This is a genomic window from Paraburkholderia sp. RL17-347-BIC-D (assembly GCF_046027915.1).
Classification (GTDB): Bacteria; Pseudomonadota; Gammaproteobacteria; order Burkholderiales; family Burkholderiaceae; genus Paraburkholderia.
Map to the genome: position 1 here is coordinate 122339 of NZ_JARESS010000005.1, position 16461 is coordinate 138799.

The following is a 16461-nucleotide window of genomic DNA, read 5'->3' on the forward strand; positions in this document are numbered from 1 at the left end:
GAGCAAAAACGCAATACACATTCACAGCACAAAAAAACGGCGTGCAGGCCGTCGCTCCGACAGCCGGCACGCCGTTGCAGCGACGCTTACGCTTGCGCCGTTGCGCTTGCCAGTTCTTCGAAGCTCACTTCCTTGTCCGTCACCTTGGCCTTGCTGAGGACGAAATCGACGACGTTGGCCTCAACGACGTACGCTTCCATTTCGGCAAGACGTTGCTGGTTGGAATAATACCAGCGGACGACTTCCTTCGGGTCTTCGTAGCTTTTCGCGAACTCGTCCACTTCGGCGCGAATCTGCTCCGGCTTGGCTTGCAGTTCGTTGGCCTTGACCAGCTCGGCCAGCACGAGGCCCAGCTTGACGCGGCGCTCAGCCTGTTCCTTGAACATGGCAGCCGGGATCGGCGCATCTTTGGCGTTCGGCACGCCGCGTTGCTCCAGATCCTGACGCGCCATCGCGACGAGGCGTTCCTGATCCTGTTCGATCAGTGCATTCGGCACGTCCAGTTCGGAAATCTTCAGCAGCGCGTCCATCACCTGGTTCTTGACGATGGCTTGCGTGCGGCGCTTCGCTTCGCGCTCGAGATTGTCTTTGATCTCGGCGCGCATCTTGGTCAGGTCACCGTCTTCGATGCCGAGCGACTTGGCGAATTCAGCGTCGATTTCCGGCAGATGCGGCCACTCGATCTTCTTCATCGCGATCGTGAATTGCGCGGTCTTACCGGCGACGTCCTTGCCGTGATAGTCCTCAGGGAACGCCAGATCGAATTCCTTCGACTCGCCGACCTTCAGGCCCGTGGCTGCCTTTTCGAATTCCGGCAGCATGCGGCCTTCGCCCAGCACGAACGCGAAGTCGTCTGCGCTGCCGCCCTGGAACACTTCACCTTCGATCTTGCCGACGAAGTCGACCGTCACGCGATCGCCTTCTTTCGCTGCCGTGTCGCCGCCGCCGTCACCGTGCTCGCCGGCTTCGCCGCGAGCGTGGAAGTGCACGCGCTGCTTGCGCAGGATGTCCAGCGTGCGGTCGATTTCAGCCTCGCTGATGCTGGTCGTGGTGCGCTCGATTTCAGCCGTGGCGACGTCGCCCAGCTTCACTTCCGGATACACCTCGAAGGTCGCGTCGAACGCGTAGTCGCCTTCAGTGGCCTCGGCCTTCGGCGCGAAGCTCGGCTGACCGGCGACGCGCAGGTTTTCGGCGCGGCTGATGTCGAAAAATTCCTTGCCGACCTTGTCGCTCAGCACTTCGGCTTCCACCTGGCCCGAATACTGTTGCGTCACCATCTTGAGCGGCACCTTGCCCGGGCGGAAACCCGGCATGCGCACGTTCTTCGCGAGTTGACGGATACGCGAGTCCACTTCCTTCTGCACGGCGTCCTTCGGCAGGGAAATCGTTACGCGGCGTTCGAGCTTGCCGAGGTTTTCAACAACGTTAGCCATGGCTTCAATCGTCCTAAAATTATTCGAGCGAATCAGTTATCTTCTCCGTGCCGCTTGTCGATGTCGCGCGATCTCGCGTTTTTGGTCGCGTGTTGATCGCTTCGCCTCGATTGCGCGCCTGCGCCGCGGGCTTGCAGGCCGCCGGCAGCACGGTTGGGTCCAAAGAGCCGAATATTTTAGCAAACTATTTGCGCGCCTAGCCGGGATTCGATGAATGGGCGCGTTTTTATCGCGATTTTGCTCGGATTCCGGCCGCTTTCCGCGCTGTTTCAGGCCCGTTTGCGCACTGTTCCAGTGCGGCAGGGGTGCCGCGCCACTATGACGCCGCGCGTGTCTGCACGAATTTTTCCCGACAGCTTCGCTTCCATCACCCGGCGCGGACAAACGCAAAAGCAAAGCAAAAGCACGCGCCGCGCGTGCGCGCGCTGACGCTGTCAATGCCGGCTATGCCATTCGACATATTCAGTCGGCGCGCCCATGCTGATAAGCTAATGGACGCGCTCGGGGCTGCGCGCGCATCCCGACATTTCACCCGCCCTCGCAACGATTCCAACCATTCAGAGACACCATGCCGAATTCGCCGTCCTCGCCCGTCGTCGTCATTGCTCCCGATTCCTTCAAAGGCTCGCTCAGCGCGGAACAGGTCGCGCAAGCGATCGCAGCTGGCATCCAGCGCGCCCGTCCTGACGCGGACGTGCGCATCTGCCCGATGGCCGACGGCGGCGAAGGCACGCTCGACGCCATGCTCACGAGCGGCGGCGAACGCCGCACGCTGAGCGTGCGCGGCGCGGCCGGTCCGGTGCGCGACGCGCTCACGGGTCTGCTCGCCGACGGCAGCGCGATCATCGAAACGGCGGAGGTCGTCGGCATTACGGACCCGGTGGGAATGGGCGTGCCCGTCGAGGCGCGCAGCACGCGCGGCATGGGCGAAGCGATTCGCGCGCTGATGGACGCCGGCGTGCGGCGCTTTTTCGTCGCGCTTGGCGGCAGCAGCACGAACGACGGTGGCGCGGGCCTTCTGGCCGGCCTCGGCCTCAAGCTGTTCGACGCCCAGGACAATGAACTCGACGCCACGCCGGAACAACTCGCCCGTCTCGCGCGAGTGGACGTGTCGCAACTCGACGCGCGTCTCGCCGACACGCAGTTCGTCGGCATGTCGGACGTGGACAATCCGCTTACCGGCGATCACGGCGCCACCGCGGTGTTCGGTCCGCAAAAGGGCGTGAAACCGGACCAGGTGGCCGCGCTCGACGCAGCGCTGGCCCGTTTCGCCGATCTGCTCGAACCGGCGCTCGGCCGCACGGCGCGCGAACTGCCCGGCGCGGGCGCGGCCGGTGGCCTCGGCTTCGCGCTGCATATGCTTGGCGCGCAGTTCGAACCGGGCGCGGAAACCGTCGCGCGACAAATCGGGCTGGACGCCGCGCTCGAAGGCGCGGACTGGCTGATCACCGGCGAAGGCCGTTCCGATGTGCAAACGCTGCATGGCAAGGCACCCTTCATCGCCTGCCGTCACGCACAGGCTGCCGGCGTGCCGGCCACGCTCCTCTCAGGTGGCGTCGACTCCGCTGCCTTGCCGCGCCTCGCCGAATATTTCAGCGGCTGCTTCTCGCCGGCGCCTGGACCGATCACGCTCGAAGTCGCGATCCGCGACGCGGCGCGCCTCTTGGCGGACGAAGCCGAACAGTTGACGCGCCTGAAATACGGCACGCGTTGACCGGCAAGACGGTTGCGGCAACAATCACAGCGCCGCGACCGCTCACACACTACGGGAAGACCATGAAGGACGCCAAAGCCGGGCTCGAACAGTTCCTGACGTACCGTCTGCATGTCCTCAACAAACTCGCCGAACGCGGCATCAGCGAACGCTATCAGAACAAGCTCGGCGTGACCTTGCCTGAAGCGCGCGTGATTGCGTCGGTGGGATCGTTCGGGCCGTTCTCGATCATGGAACTGGCAAGGCATGCCAATCTCGACAAAAGCCAGGCAAGCCGCGCCGCCGAGGCGTTGATCAAGCAGGGACTCGTGAAACGCGAGGCGAGCGCCGAAGACGGCCGCGTCGTGCTGGTGTCGCTCACTCCCGAGGGCCGCGCGCTGTATCGGAAGGTGATGCCGATCGCGCGCAAATGGAACGGCGATATGTTCGACTGTCTCGACGAGCAGGAGAAGCTCGCCTTCGGCGACGCGCTCGACAAGATCATCGGCACGATGACGGCGCGCGAGGAGTGACCTGCGCGCCGCATGCGGGCGCTGAATTCAGCTTTTGCGCTCGCCCTGCCCGTTCGCGTCGCCCGCGCCGGGATCGCTAGCCGCCGCGCTCGCTACCCCGGACCCTTCCGACGCGCCAGGTGCGCCAACGGGCGTAACGCCCGCCTGCGCATGAGCACCACGCGCGAGCCGCCACGCGATCGCCGCGAGCGAACCGACTGCCAGTAGCAGCGCCGCCCATAGCAAGTAGCGGCGCATCGCATCCGGATCCTTCGCGGATTGCGCCCTCGCGGCCTGCTCCGGTGACAGCGCATCACCCAGGCGCGCCGTCGCGGGGACCGCGGAGGCACCCATCAACAGCTCGTCACGGGTCACCGCCGAGGACACCGTCGTCGCACTACCCACCGCCAACGTGAACGGCGCGGTCCCACGCGCGACGAACGTCAGCGTCGCCGGACGCCAGCCCGCGGCAATGGTCAGTGTCCCGCTGCCGAGTCCGCCGTTGCGCGGGTCGACCACCACGCGCCATTGACGATCCGTGTCGGGCGTCAATTCGAGCGAAGGATTGCTTTGCTCCACGTCGCCGTTGTGCAGGCGGAACAATGTCGCGCCCGCGACTTCGCGCCACGGCGTATCCAGCCCCGCTCGCGAATAGACGACCGCAGGCGCAACGGTATTCGGCTGAGGCAGATTCAGGCGCAACCGGTCGATGGGATACGGGCCGCCGGTGCTGAAGAAATACTCGCCGGGTTTCGGCCCCGCGTGCGCGACGATGCCGTCGCGCCACGTCCGCTCCGCGCGTTGCGCGGCGTCCGCGGCCAGCGCCTGTATCTCCATGTCCAACGACTCGACATACGGCGCGCCGTCGAGCCAGCGCAAACGCAGGTAACGCGCCCGCATGCCGTCCAGTTCGATCCGGTCCTGACTCAGCGTGCTGCCGTTGTAGCTGACCTTGAGAAGTTGCGCATCGCCGGCGGGTTGCCAGTGCCGCAAGTCGTCGCTCGCTTCGACCGTGACGCGCCCCTGGTAATTGTCGTCGCGCAGGTGCACGAGCAACGCGCTCACGCGGCTGGTACGCGACGCGCGTCCGAGGTCGATCAGGTCGGTGTCGTGTTGCGCGCGGGAGGGCGGAGCCGAGGTCGCGCGCAGCGAACCGTCGGCCGCGATCGTCACGCCGAGCGGCGCGCCGGAACTGCCGGAGGCCGCGGGCGGCAACGGAAACCAGCGCACCGGACGCAGCGTGGGCGGTGTGCGGGCAGGCTCGCGCGGCGCATCGAGTGAGTACGGCACGGGTTCGCCGGTGCCGTTGAAGACGCGCACGTCGCCGAGATCGTGACGCTGGCTTGCCGCGTAGACAGTTGCCGGCAACGTCACGCTGTAGTACGCGGCGCCCTCGTCGAGTTGCAGCGCAAAATGCTGCGCGAAGTCGTCGGCCGCGACTGCGGACGCGGACGCGGACGCCCACGTCGCCACGATCGCAAAACACCAGCCGGTCAATGTAAAGACACGCTTCATTGCTTAGTTTCCACGACCAGAGCCTTAGGCGGTAACGGCGAGAAGTAGCCGATCAGCAACAACATCAACCCGATGCCGATAAACGAAACGATCCGCTCGATTCCGGTCACGTGAGACAGGTCGAACAGGAACAGCTTGACCACGGTCACCGCCAGCAGCGCGCCGCCGATGAACCAGAAGATCCGGCTCGCGCGGCGCGTCGCCCAGATCATCATGGCAAGCGCGCACACGGTCCAGAATACCGATATTGACGCCTGCACGAGCATCGAGTGTGACATGGTCTCGAGCTGGTACGGCACTCCCGTCCAATGATGCAGCGTACGCAGCAGCATGGCGTTCAGCCAGAAGAATCCGGTCGCGCCGGCCGCCACCTGCAACGGCACGCGATATTCGCCGATCGGCACGCCGAGCCGGTGAATCCGCACGAGCCAGAACGCCGCCAGCGCGAATATCAGCGCCTGCACCAGGTCGAGCGGATTGAGCAACGGCAGACGCGCCCATGTGCCGCCGTCCTGCGTCAGGTTCGCAAAGAACGTCCATATCCACATCACCAGCACGAGTGGCGTCGAGGCGATCGCGCACAGCCGCACGATACTGTCGCGGCGCGCGAGCCACAACCCGGCAAAAGCAAACGCGCTCCAGCCGACCAGAAACACCTGCTGCAGACTGAACGACGCGAGCACCGCATCGACATCGTACGCCGCGTGAAAGTGATGATGCAGCGTGCGCAAAAGCAGCGCGTTGAACCATAGAAACAGCGTGGCGAGCACCAGGTAATCGAAGGCGCGCGGATGCCATTGCACACCCAATGCGCGTAGTCTGCGCAGCCATACCGCGCAGGCGACGAACACGAGGATCTGCGCGACGTCGAGCGGATTGAGGATCGGCAACCACACGAGCGGCGCGGCGCTGCCGTCGCTCGTCACGCTCGCGATACTCCACGCCCACAGCAGGACGGCGAGCGGCGCCGCGGCCCACACCTGATACGCCTGCATGAAGCGCGCGACCGGCCAGCGCAGACGATGGCCGGCGCCCGCCAGCAACAGCAGCAGCACGCCGAAGCCGTACGCCCACGCGCTCCAGCTCCACGCGCCTTCGGGCACGTAGGCCCGCAATCCCCAGTAGCCTTCGAGCGCGGCAAGCGCGCCGGCCGTCCAGAACATCAGCGTATGCAGCGGCGCGAGCAGGATATCGCTGACGTCGCGCTGCTGACGCCACAACAACCCATACGCCGAGAGCGCTGCGAGCGCGCAGACCAGCCAGCCGTAGCCGCTCACCGGCGCCATGCCCAACGTGAAAAGCTCCGCAGTCAGCAGCGCGAGGACCGGCACGAGCGCCAGCGCCGGCAATTCGGCAAGCGGCCAGCGCAGCGCGCGGCGCGCGCCGTGAGCGAGCCACGCCGTCAGCACGGCGAAGAGCGCGACGGCCGCGGTGTCGAAACGGGCGTGGCCGTAGCCAGGATGAGCGCTCGTGTACGCATGGATTTCGTACAGGCCACCGAAGGTCCACCACAACAAACCCCACACGCTGGCGACGAGACCGATCTGCGGCATCCACAGGTGCCACTCGCCTGCTTCGCTGCGGCCGTGCAAACGCCATCCCGTGAAGATGCCCGCGAGCGCGATCAGCACGGACGCGATGTAGGCGCCGTTCAGGACCGGCCAGACGCTCGCGTCAGGGCTCTGCGTGATCGTGCCGATCGCGTAGGCGCCCGCCGCCGCCAGTTGCAACAGCAGGCCGAAGCCAAACGCGCTCAGGCGCCGCTGACGCACGGCGAGCCAGGTGATCGCCGCGCCTTCGATGGCCCAGGTCGCGCTCGTCGTCGGTCCGCTGAACGCGAGCGGCACGGCGAGCGTGGCGAAGATCACCGCCAGCGCGAGCATCGCCTCGAACATCATGCCGAGGCGTTCACGGCGCCGCGAGAGCCAGCCCGCGATCGCAAGATAGAACGCGGCCAGCGCCACCGCGCTCCACGCCAGGCCGAACTCGGTGTTCTTCATCAGCGCGGCTTGCAGGCCGATCGCCACCAGCGGCGTGCCGAACACCAGCGTGCCGTCGACGTAATGCTTGAGCGCGATTTCGCGCCGTACCGCGTAGAGCAGCGCGATGCCGACGTACATCAGGAAAAACAGAATCAGGAACGGCTCGGTGCTCGCGAGCAGCTCGGGGCGGTAGGCCATCACGCCCCACGCGGCGCCGATCGAAAACGTGAATACGAAACCGAGCAGATTCAACGGGCGCCACGCCTTGAACCAGGCGATCGCGAAGATGCCCGCGTTGAGCAGCGCGTAGTAGCTGAACAGCATCACATGACTGCCGCCGCCCGTCGACAGCAACACCGGCGCGAGAAAACCGCCCGCGCTGCCCATGAAGGCCAGCGACGAAGCGTTCTGCCGCACCGCCAGAAACGCGCTGAGCGCGCAGATCGCGACCATCAGCGGCAAGGCTGCGCCCGCCGGTAGCAAGTGGTAAAGCCTCGTGGCCGCGAACACGGTCAGATACAGCGCGCCGACGCCGCCGCCTTGCAGGATCAGACCGTACGCACCGCGTCGCTCGCCGATACGCCAGCCGAGCATGAGCAAGGCCGTCGCGGCGAGCGCTACACCGGCGAGGCGGAATTCGATCGGCAGCAGGCTGTTGTCGGCCGCGTATTTGAGCAGGAAGGCAATGCCGAAAAACAGCACGATGATGCCGACGCGCACGACCGTGTTGCCACCTAGAAGCCAGTCGCGGCCCGCTTTGAAGAGACGTTCGGTGAGACCGGGGCCACGCGGGGGCGCGGGTGGTGAAGGTGGTACGGGAGGCAGCGGCGCTGACGTTGTCGGCTGGGCTGAAACCAGTGGTGCGGTCGAGGTGGCCGGTGTGGCGCCTGGTGCGCCTGGTGCCCCTGGCGTGCTTGGAGTGCCGGGTGCGCCGGCTGTGCGCGCCGCACTCTGGGAGGCCGGCACGCTGGCTTCGGCGCTTGTCGGTGAGCGCGCGGCAGCGAGTTGCATCGTCAGCACCGCAGGCTGCGGACGTGCCGTCTGCTCATTTGCAGGCGGGATCGCGTAAGGATTCGACGCGGCGTCCGCTGGCCGCGGCTTGAACGCCGCACTATCGGCGGCCTGCGTAGTGGTATCCGTAGCGCCCTCGACGCCGCCCGCACGCAACTGACGAATCTCGCCGCGCAACACGACGATCTCGCGTTCGAGCCGCTCGACGCGCGCCGCCAGTTCACCCGGAGAATTCCAGCTATCACTCGCGGCCGCTTTGGCAGCAGATTCCGTCGCGGCACCCGACGACTTCTTTTGCAGCAGACGCGAAAACGCGAAACCGGCCACGGCGCCCAGCAGTGCACCGAGGCTGATCGAAAAATCGTTCGATAAGGCGGCCAGCATGCCGACCACCGCGCCAAGCACGGTCAATATCACGCTCATCGCACCCCCACCTTTTTATTGTGTTCTGTAGCGAGATCTGTTTGGTCACGCACGGATTAATCCGCGAGTACTACGTCAACGATACGGCGAAAATCGGCGCGCAGAATACCATGCAAATCGCGCTTTCGAGCCAACAACGCGGTGAATAGCGAATATGCAACGATGCTTAATGATTTTTCCTACGACATTCCGCCATTGATACCCAGCGAATTGATTCCCGCAGCCGCGCAAGCCGCGCTAGCGAATACCCCGATTAATTCAGCCGGCGAATTAGCAAACTGTGGCAATGGCCATTACCGGAAAGCATCTCATACGGGTAACGCTCGGCCTGCGTGAGGTCGTCAATATAGACTCGCACCGCCGGCTGCTCACGACGAGCGGCCAACCATGTCAAAATTCGGCACCGGCCATCGGGCCATCCATCTCCCACATCTCATCCAAGGAAGTTGCAGTGGACATCAACAAACAGGTCGCGGCCCTCACCGCTTCGGAACTCCAGACGGCCGGCGCGAGCCAGGCCACGGCGATTGCGGTTAGCGTGCTGCTGCGTCATCTGCGCTCGCCTGAGCTGGCGAAGCTGTTGTCGTCGGCCTTCGAAAACCATCAGGCGGTCATGCTGCAAACGCCGTGGCCCGAGCCGATGCTGCAGGCGTTCGAATCGACCCGCCGCTTTCTCGAAGGCGCCGCGCAAGCGGACCTGCCGGGCACGCAAGCGCCTGCGCAAACGCCGGACGCCTGAGCCCGGCCAGACCGCGCCGCCGGTAGCGCCGAAAAACGGAACCCTGTCAGTCCACGGATTCAACGGGGTTTTCTTCTGCGAATAGACGGTGCGAAGGAGAAGGTCCAACGCCTACACCCTTCAGGACGACGCTGCGAGAATTGTGGCGAGCCAGGTGCGCAGCGCCGATATCTCCTCCCCGCACACTGAATGCGGCATCGGATACGCGCTCCAGTCGACCTTGCAACCTCGCGTGATCGCAAAGTCGCGCGCGGCCTCGCCTAACTGGATCGGCAACACGTCGTCGTACATGCCATGCGCGGCAAAGATCGGCGTGCCACGGTTCGCAGCGCTCAAGCGGCTGTCGATAAAGCCCGGCGACGGCACATAACCCGACAGCACGATCAAGCCGGCAAGTGTCTCAGGGTGCGTCAGCCCCGCTGAATAGGTCATCGCCGCGCCTTGCGAAAAACCCGCGAGAAAGATGTTCGAAGTCGGAATGCCTCGCCGGTTCTGCGCTTCGATCAAATGCCGCACGGTTGCGCAAGACAATTCGATACCCGCTTCGTCGACTTGCTCATTGATGCTCTGAAACGACCGGATGTCATACCACGCGCGCATCACGTAGCCGTTGTTTGCGGTAACGGCAATCTCCGGCGCATTGGGAAATACGAAGCGTACGGCGGGCGCATCGGCGAGACGCAGTTCGGGCACGAGCGACACGAAGTCGTTGGCGTCGGCGCCGAGACCGTGCATCAGGATCACGGCGAACCTGGGATTCGGCGCACTTTCAATTTCGATGGTGGACGGTTGCTCGTTCATGTATCGCGATTACTCGGTTTCAGAAAACGTTCAGAGGATCGGAATGAGTACAGGGAGGATATACCGCCAAGTTAGACAAGGTACACCAGTCATCTCGATTGTCATCGTGCCCAGTCATCAAAGTACGGCGCGAGCACGGCTCGCCTCCTGTTTCTTCCAAAGCGCCGTGATCCTCCGGTTGTCAATTGCAGGCTGTTCGATTCAAAGCCTGTCTCCTCCCGCCTCCGCCCGCGACCGCGCCCGCCCGCGTCCCGCCGCGCTCCGCGCCGGCGCCACGACCTCAGCGAGCAGTTCCTCGTGCAGCGCTCGCAAGACCTCGACGAACGCCGACGCCAGCCGCTCTCGCGGCCTGTGCGGAGGAAACAGCAGATAGGTCTGAAAGCGCGTGGCCGGCAGGAATGGGCGAATCGCGATTTCCGGCCCGGCGAAGTCGCGCGCGACGATCGGATGCGCGAGCGTCACGCCCATGCCGTGACGAACCATCTCGCAGCACATCGCGGTGTATTGCGCCTCGATCGCCATGACACGCTGCACGCCCGCGCGCTGGAACACTTCGTCCATCAAGGCGCGCGTGCCGTCGCCGTGACACAGCGAGATGAACGACTCGCCTTCCAGATCCTCCGGCTTGATGCTGCGCTTCGCCGCCAGCCGATGCGCCGCCGGCATCACGCACACGGCAGCCACGTCCGCCAGCTGTTCGACCTCGCAATCGGACGCCTCGCTGACATACACCGCGACGCCGAGATCGCAAAACTGCGACGCCGTCCAATGATTGACCGTGCCCGACGTATTCACGTGCAGCGACACGGTGACATCCGGAAACAGTTCGACAAACCGCTTGATGGCATGCGGCACCAGCGTCATGCCCGCCGAGGGCATCGCCGCGATGCGCAGACGCCCGCTGCCGAGATTGCGAATCTGCGCCGCGGCATTCGCCAACCCCTGCAAGCCGACAAACGCGCGTTCGACTTCGCGAAAGAACGCTTCGCCCTCGCTCGTCGGAATCAGCCGCACGCCGCTGCGCTGAAAAAGTTGCAGCCCCGTGTCGCGTTCGAGTTGCGCGATCAGACGGCTCACGTTCGGCTGCGACGTGAAGAGCGCCTTGGCCGCAGCGGTCATCGACCCCGACACCATCACCGCGCGGAACGCCTCGATGTGCTTGAGATTCATCCGTATTCTCCCTTAGACGACGTCCTGCAACCCATATCATCCATGCATAGATAGGTATTTTATTCGTATTGGACGACATGACCAGCCGGCGCGACACTGCATTCCAACGACGGGCAGCGAAGCCCGCCTCCCCACACCGGAACTGGAGATCGTCGTCATGAGAAGAGCGTTGCATCGCCGCCTGTCCGCCCCGTCCCACCCTGCCTTCGCGGCGCTTTTATGCGCCTGCGCCCTCGCCGCTCCGCTCTTCGCGCAGGCCGAAACGACGCTCTATGTCGCCAACGTCGGCGGCTCGAACGAGCAGCTCTACCGGCAGAAAATCATCCCGCCGTTCGAGAAGGCGCATAACGTCAAGATCGTCTACGTCGCGGGCAATTCGAGCGATACGCTCGCCAAGCTGCAGGCGCAGAAAGGCCATCAGCAGATCAACGTCGCGGTCATGGACGATGGTCCCATGTACCAGGCGATGCAACTGAACCTGTGCGCGAAGCTCGACGACGCGCCCGTGATGAAAGATCTCTACCCGCTCGCGAAGCTGGGGCCGAGCGCGATCGGCGTCGGCATGGTGGCAACCGGCATCGGCTATAACGAGGAGGCCTTCAAAAAGGCCGGCCTGCCGCCGCCCGACTCGTGGAAGGCGCTCACCGACAGCCGCATCAAGGGCAAACTCGGCGTGCCGCCGATCACCAATACCTATGGTCTGCATACGCTCGTGATGCTCGCGCGTCTGTCCGGCGGCGGCGAGAAGAACATCGATCCCGGCTTCACCGCGATGACCCGACAAGTCGCGCCGAACGTGCTGTCCTGGGCGCCGACGCCCGGCGAGATGGACGGCCAGATGCAGTCCGGCGACGTGATCCTCGCGCCCTACGGCAGCGGCCGCGCGGTCGCCTTGCAGAACACCGGCTTCCCGCTCAAGTTCATCTACCCGAAGGAAGGCGCGGTCGCGTTGCAGGTGGCGGCCTGCGCGATCGCGGAGAACGCGCAGCCGCAGTTGTCGCAGCAGTTCGTGCAGTACCTGTTGAGCCCGGAAGTGCAGGCACTGCAGGCGCAAGGCATCGGTCTGGGTCCGGTCAACAAGACCGTCAAGCTCACGCCTGAGATCGCCGCGCGCGTGCCCTACGGTCCCGAGCAGATCTCGAAGCTGACCGCAATGGACTGGGCCACGATCAACCAGCATCGGACCGAATGGACCGAGCGCTGGAACCGTTCGGTCGAACGCTGAAGTGCGGCACCAGCAGGTTCCTCGCGCGGCGCGCGATCTGATGAAGGAGCGAGGCGCATGGCCTTCCTGACTCTGCAAGGCATCTCGAAACGCTACGGCGATTTCACGGCGGTCGATCGACTCGATCTGGCCGTCGAACGCGGCGAGCTGCTGTCGCTGCTCGGACCCTCCGGCTGCGGCAAGACCACCACGCTGCAAATGGTCGCGGGCTTCATCACGCCGACGACGGGCCGCATTCTGCTCGATGGCCGCGACATCACCAACGAGCGTCCCGAGAAGCGCGGCATCGGCGTGGTGTTCCAGAGCTATGCGCTGTTTCCGCACATGACGGTGGCGGGCAACGTCGGCTTCGGACTGGAGATGCGCAAGGTCAGGCGCAAGGAGCGCGATGAGCGCGTCGCCGAAGCGCTCTCGCTCGTGCGTCTGAAGGGCCTCGGCCACCGCTATCCGAAGGAACTGTCGGGCGGCCAGCGTCAGCGTGTGGCGATCGCGCGCGCCATCGCGATGCAGCCGGAACTGCTGCTGCTCGACGAACCGATGTCCAACCTCGACGCCAAGCTGCGCGAGGAGATGCACATCGAATTGCGCGCGATCCAGAAGCGCCTCGGCATCACGACGATTCTCGTCACGCACGATCAGGTCGAAGCGATGACCATGAGCGACCGCATCGCAGTGATGCATCGCGGCGCCATTGCGCAGCTCAGCACGCCGTATGACGCGTACGAGCGTCCCGCCACGCCGTTTGCATCGACGTTTCTCGGGCGCACCAACGCGTTTTCCGGCGAAGTGCTGCGCCGCAACCCGCGCTGCGCGGAAATCGACGTGGCGGGCACGACGCTGCATGTGCCGCACGAAGGCCGTCACGTCGACGGCACGGTGAACGTCTATATCCGCCCGGAAAAGGTTCATCTGGCCAATGGCGATGCGCGCGTGCGCGGCCGCATCGCGACGCGTGTCTTTGTCGGCAATCAATGGCTGCTCGAAGTCGACACCGAACTCGGCAAGTTGCGCGTCGCGCAACCGAATCACGGCGCGCCGCCGCCCGAGGAAGGCCACGAAGTCGGTCTCGCGTGGACCGACGACGACCTGCGCGTACTCACGCAAGACAATCCGGAGAGCGCTCATGGCCACGCTTGACGACGCCCGTCCCGGCGCCGCGCCGTGGCTGCTGTCGGGGCCCGCGCTGCTGCTCTTCGTCGGCTTGTTGCTGGTGCCGCTGCTGCTCACGCTGATGCTGTCGTTCCGCGTCTTCAGCGATACGGCGGGCGTCACTGCTGCTTATACGCTCGCGAACTACTGGGAAGTCGTCAGCGACCCGTACTACGGCACGATCTTCCTGCGCACCGCCGGCCTCGCCTTCGCCGTCACGCTGCTGTCCATCGTGCTCGGCGTGCCGGAGACCATCGTGCTCGCGCGCATGAAGCGTCCGTGGCAGTCGCTGTGTCTGTTGATCGTGCTCGGGCCGCTGCTCATCTCCGTAGTGGTGCGCACGCTCGGCTGGCAGATTCTGCTCGGCAACAACGGCGTGCTGAACAACTTGCTCCAGACGCTGCACGTCACCGACGAACCCATCCGCCTCGTCTTCACGATGACCGGCATGATCATCGCGCTCACGCACGTGCTGGTGCCCTTCATGGTGATGTCGGTCTGGGCGACCATGCAGAAGCTCGATCCGCAAGTCGAATGGGCCGGCCGCTCGCTCGGCGGCTCGCCGTTCGCGGTGTTCCGCCGCGTGGTGCTGCCGCAGATCATGCCGGGGGTGCTGTCGGGCTCGATCATCGTGTTCGCGTTGTCGGCATCGGCGTTCGCCACGCCGGCATTGATCGGCGGCCGGCGCCTCAAGGTGGTCGCCACCGCCGCCTACGACGAGTTCCTCGGCACGCTCAACTGGCCGCTCGGCGCAAGCATCGCCGTGCTGCTGCTGATCGCCAACGTGGCGATCGTGATGGGCTGCAGCCGCCTCGCCGAGCGCCGCTTCCAGCACATCTTCGATTGAGCGGGAGACAGCGATCATGAAACAGAACGGCATTCTCGGGCTCGTCTACAACGCGTTCTTTCTGACCTTCATCCTCGCGCCGCTCGCGGTGGTGATGCTGGTGGCTTTCACCGACAAGGGCTTCATCTCGATGCCGTTCGATGGCGCGTCGCTGCGCTGGTTCCGCGCGATCATCGAGAACGGCGACATCGTGGCGGCCTTCTGGCTGTCGGTGCGGCTCGCGTTCGCGGCGGCGAGCATCGGCGTGCTGCTCGCGGTGCCCGCCGCGCTGGCGATCGCGCGCTATCGCTTCCCGGGCCGCGCCGCGCTCACGAGCTTCTTCCTTTCGCCGATGATGATTCCCGCAGTCGTGCTCGGCATCGCGTTCCTGCGCTTTCTGTCGCTGCTGCATCTGTCGGGATCGTTCTGGTCGCTGGTCTGCGCGCACGTCATCATCGTGCTGCCGTATGCGTTGCGGCTCGCGCTGTCGTCGGCCGTCGGGCTCGATCGCGACGCCGAACGCGCCGCGCTCTCCTGTGGCGCGAGCCGCTTCACCGCGTTTCGCCGCGTGGTCCTGCCGATGATCCGCACCGGCGTGGCGGGCGGCTGGGTGCTCTCGTTCATCCAGAGTTTCGACGAACTGACCATGACCATCTTCGTCGCGACGCCCGGCACCACCACGCTGCCCGTCGCCATGTACAACCAGATCGCGCAGACGATCGATCCGCTGGTCGCTTCGGTGTCGGCGGTGCTGATCGTCGGCACGGTCCTCCTGATGGTCCTGCTCGACCGCATGGTCGGACTGGATCGCATTCTGATCGGAGAAACCCGATGACATTGACTAGTAGCGCCAGCCCCAGCGTCCCGGCGGATGTGGTGGTTGTGGGCGGCGGCCTCGTCGGTTCGGCCGTGGCCTACGGCCTTGCCCGCGAAGGCGCGCGCGTGACCGTGCTCGACGAGGACGACGGCGGCTTTCGCGCGTCGCGCGGCAATTTCGGCCTCGTCTGGATTCAGGGCAAGGGCTATGGCCTGTCGCCTTATGCACGCTGGTCGCGCAGTTCGGCCACGCGCTGGCCGGGACTCGCCGAAGCGCTGCAGAAGGAAACGGGCGTGGACGTGGCGTTGCGTCAACCCGGCGGCTTTCACTTCTGCTTCAACGACAACGAACTCGCTGAACGCGACAAGCGCCTCTCGACGCTGCAAGCCGAACTGGGCGATTACCCGTATCAGATGCTCGACGCCACCGAAGTCCGCGCGCGCATTCCGCAAATCGGCCCCGCGGTGATCGGCGCGAGCTATTCGCCGATGGACGGTCACGTGAATCCGCTCAAGCTCCTGCGCGGCCTGCATACCGCCATGCAGGCGCGAGGCGTGCGGCTCGTGTCGGGCGAACGCGCGGAGCGCATCGAACCGCAAGCGCAGGGCTTCGTCGTGCACGGAAAGCACGGGACCTATCGCGCCGCGCGGGTCGTGCTCGCCGCGGGCCTCGGCAATCGCGCGCTCGCGCCGTTCGTCGGGCTCGACGCGCCGGTCGCGCCCAATCGCGGACAGGTGCTGGTGAGCGAGCGTGTCGCGCGGTTTCTCGACTATCCGACGCTCAACGTGCGCCAGACCGACGAAGGCAGCGTGCAGTTCGGCGATTCAATGGAAGAAGTCGGCTTCAACGATTTCACCACCACGCACGTGCTTGCCGACATCGCCCGGCGCGGCGTGCGCGCGTTCCCGATGTTGCAGCACGTGCGGCTCGTGCGCATGTGGGCCGCGTTGCGTGTCTATAGCCCCGACGGTTTTCCGATCTACGACCACTCCGAGGGGCACCCCGGCGCGTTCGTCGTCACCTGCCATAGCGGCGTGACGCTGGCGGCCGCGCATGCGCTGCGCGTCGCGCCGTGGATCATGGGCGCGCCGATGCCCGAGGAACTGCCCCACTTCTCCGCGCGCCGCTTCGAGCACGCCGGAGAACTGACTCCCGCTCATTGAAT

The 16461-nt window shown here is 65.2% G+C and carries 13 protein-coding genes; 8 read left to right on the forward strand and 5 right to left on the reverse strand.

Annotated elements, in window-relative coordinates; genetic code table 11:
- Nucleotides 1-86 precede the first annotated feature (86 nt).
- Nucleotides 87-1433 carry a trigger factor gene (gene tig / locus P0D96_RS09355; protein WP_132374696.1) on the reverse strand — a complete coding sequence of 449 codons (1347 nt, stop codon included), beginning with the start codon at nt 1431-1433 and terminating at the stop codon, nt 87-89.
- A 568-nt stretch (nt 1434-2001) separates the two neighbouring features.
- Between tig and P0D96_RS09360 the strand changes: the two genes are divergently transcribed.
- Together P0D96_RS09360 and P0D96_RS09365 are read left to right on the forward strand one after the other, a co-directional pair.
- Nucleotides 2002-3147 carry a glycerate kinase gene (locus P0D96_RS09360; RefSeq protein WP_408313122.1) on the forward strand — a complete coding sequence of 382 codons (1146 nt, stop codon included), beginning with the start codon at nt 2002-2004 and terminating at the stop codon, nt 3145-3147.
- Between the two features lie 62 nt (nt 3148-3209).
- Nucleotides 3210-3659 carry a MarR family winged helix-turn-helix transcriptional regulator gene (locus tag P0D96_RS09365; protein ID WP_132374698.1) on the forward strand — a complete coding sequence of 150 codons (450 nt, stop codon included), beginning with the start codon at nt 3210-3212 and terminating at the stop codon, nt 3657-3659.
- A gap of 27 nt (nt 3660-3686) precedes the next feature.
- Here P0D96_RS09365 and P0D96_RS09370 read toward each other — a convergent pair whose 3' ends face one another.
- Nucleotides 3687-5153 carry a DUF3999 domain-containing protein gene (locus tag P0D96_RS09370; RefSeq protein WP_408313125.1) on the reverse strand — a complete coding sequence of 489 codons (1467 nt, stop codon included), beginning with the start codon at nt 5151-5153 and terminating at the stop codon, nt 3687-3689.
- Nucleotides 5150-8569 (reverse strand): DUF2339 domain-containing protein, encoded by a 3420-nt coding sequence (locus P0D96_RS09375; RefSeq protein ID WP_408313127.1) that lies wholly within the window; start codon nt 8567-8569, stop codon nt 5150-5152. The genes P0D96_RS09370 and P0D96_RS09375 overlap by 4 nt, the downstream gene beginning before the upstream one ends.
- A 451-nt stretch (nt 8570-9020) precedes the next feature.
- On the opposite strand from P0D96_RS09375, the gene P0D96_RS09380 reads away from it, so the two are divergent.
- A complete protein-coding gene (locus P0D96_RS09380; RefSeq protein ID WP_106283485.1) occupies nt 9021-9308 on the forward strand; it encodes a hypothetical protein in 288 nt (95 codons plus the stop codon).
- Nucleotides 9309-9428: 120 nt separating this feature from the next.
- Here the strand turns inward: P0D96_RS09380 and P0D96_RS09385 are convergent, their stop codons facing one another.
- Complete coding sequence (locus P0D96_RS09385; protein WP_408313130.1) at nt 9429-10109, reverse strand: alpha/beta hydrolase; 681 nt, start codon at nt 10107-10109, stop codon at nt 9429-9431.
- 201 nt (nt 10110-10310) lie between these two features.
- Nucleotides 10311-11279 (reverse strand): LysR substrate-binding domain-containing protein, encoded by a 969-nt coding sequence (locus P0D96_RS09390; protein WP_132374701.1) that lies wholly within the window; start codon nt 11277-11279, stop codon nt 10311-10313.
- Between the two features lie 157 nt (nt 11280-11436).
- On the opposite strand from P0D96_RS09390, the gene P0D96_RS09395 reads away from it, so the two are divergent.
- Genes P0D96_RS09395 through P0D96_RS09415 form a run of 5 tightly spaced genes read left to right on the forward strand, consistent with a single transcriptional unit; the run spans nt 11437 to nt 16459 of the window.
- A complete protein-coding gene (locus P0D96_RS09395) occupies nt 11437-12504 on the forward strand; it encodes an ABC transporter substrate-binding protein (RefSeq protein WP_408313133.1) in 1068 nt (355 codons plus the stop codon).
- Nucleotides 12505-12561: 57 nt separating this feature from the next.
- Nucleotides 12562-13641 carry an ABC transporter ATP-binding protein gene (locus tag P0D96_RS09400; protein ID WP_408286683.1) on the forward strand — a complete coding sequence of 360 codons (1080 nt, stop codon included), beginning with the start codon at nt 12562-12564 and terminating at the stop codon, nt 13639-13641.
- Nucleotides 13628-14500 carry an ABC transporter permease gene (locus tag P0D96_RS09405; protein ID WP_132374703.1) on the forward strand — a complete coding sequence of 291 codons (873 nt, stop codon included), beginning with the start codon at nt 13628-13630 and terminating at the stop codon, nt 14498-14500. The genes P0D96_RS09400 and P0D96_RS09405 overlap by 14 nt, the downstream gene beginning before the upstream one ends.
- 16 nt (nt 14501-14516) lie before the next feature.
- A complete protein-coding gene (locus P0D96_RS09410) occupies nt 14517-15314 on the forward strand; it encodes an ABC transporter permease (protein WP_132374704.1) in 798 nt (265 codons plus the stop codon).
- Nucleotides 15311-16459, forward strand: coding sequence for an NAD(P)/FAD-dependent oxidoreductase (locus P0D96_RS09415; RefSeq protein WP_408286684.1), 1149 nt, complete (start codon nt 15311-15313; stop codon nt 16457-16459). The genes P0D96_RS09410 and P0D96_RS09415 overlap by 4 nt, the downstream gene beginning before the upstream one ends.
- Nucleotides 16460-16461 lie beyond the last annotated feature (2 nt).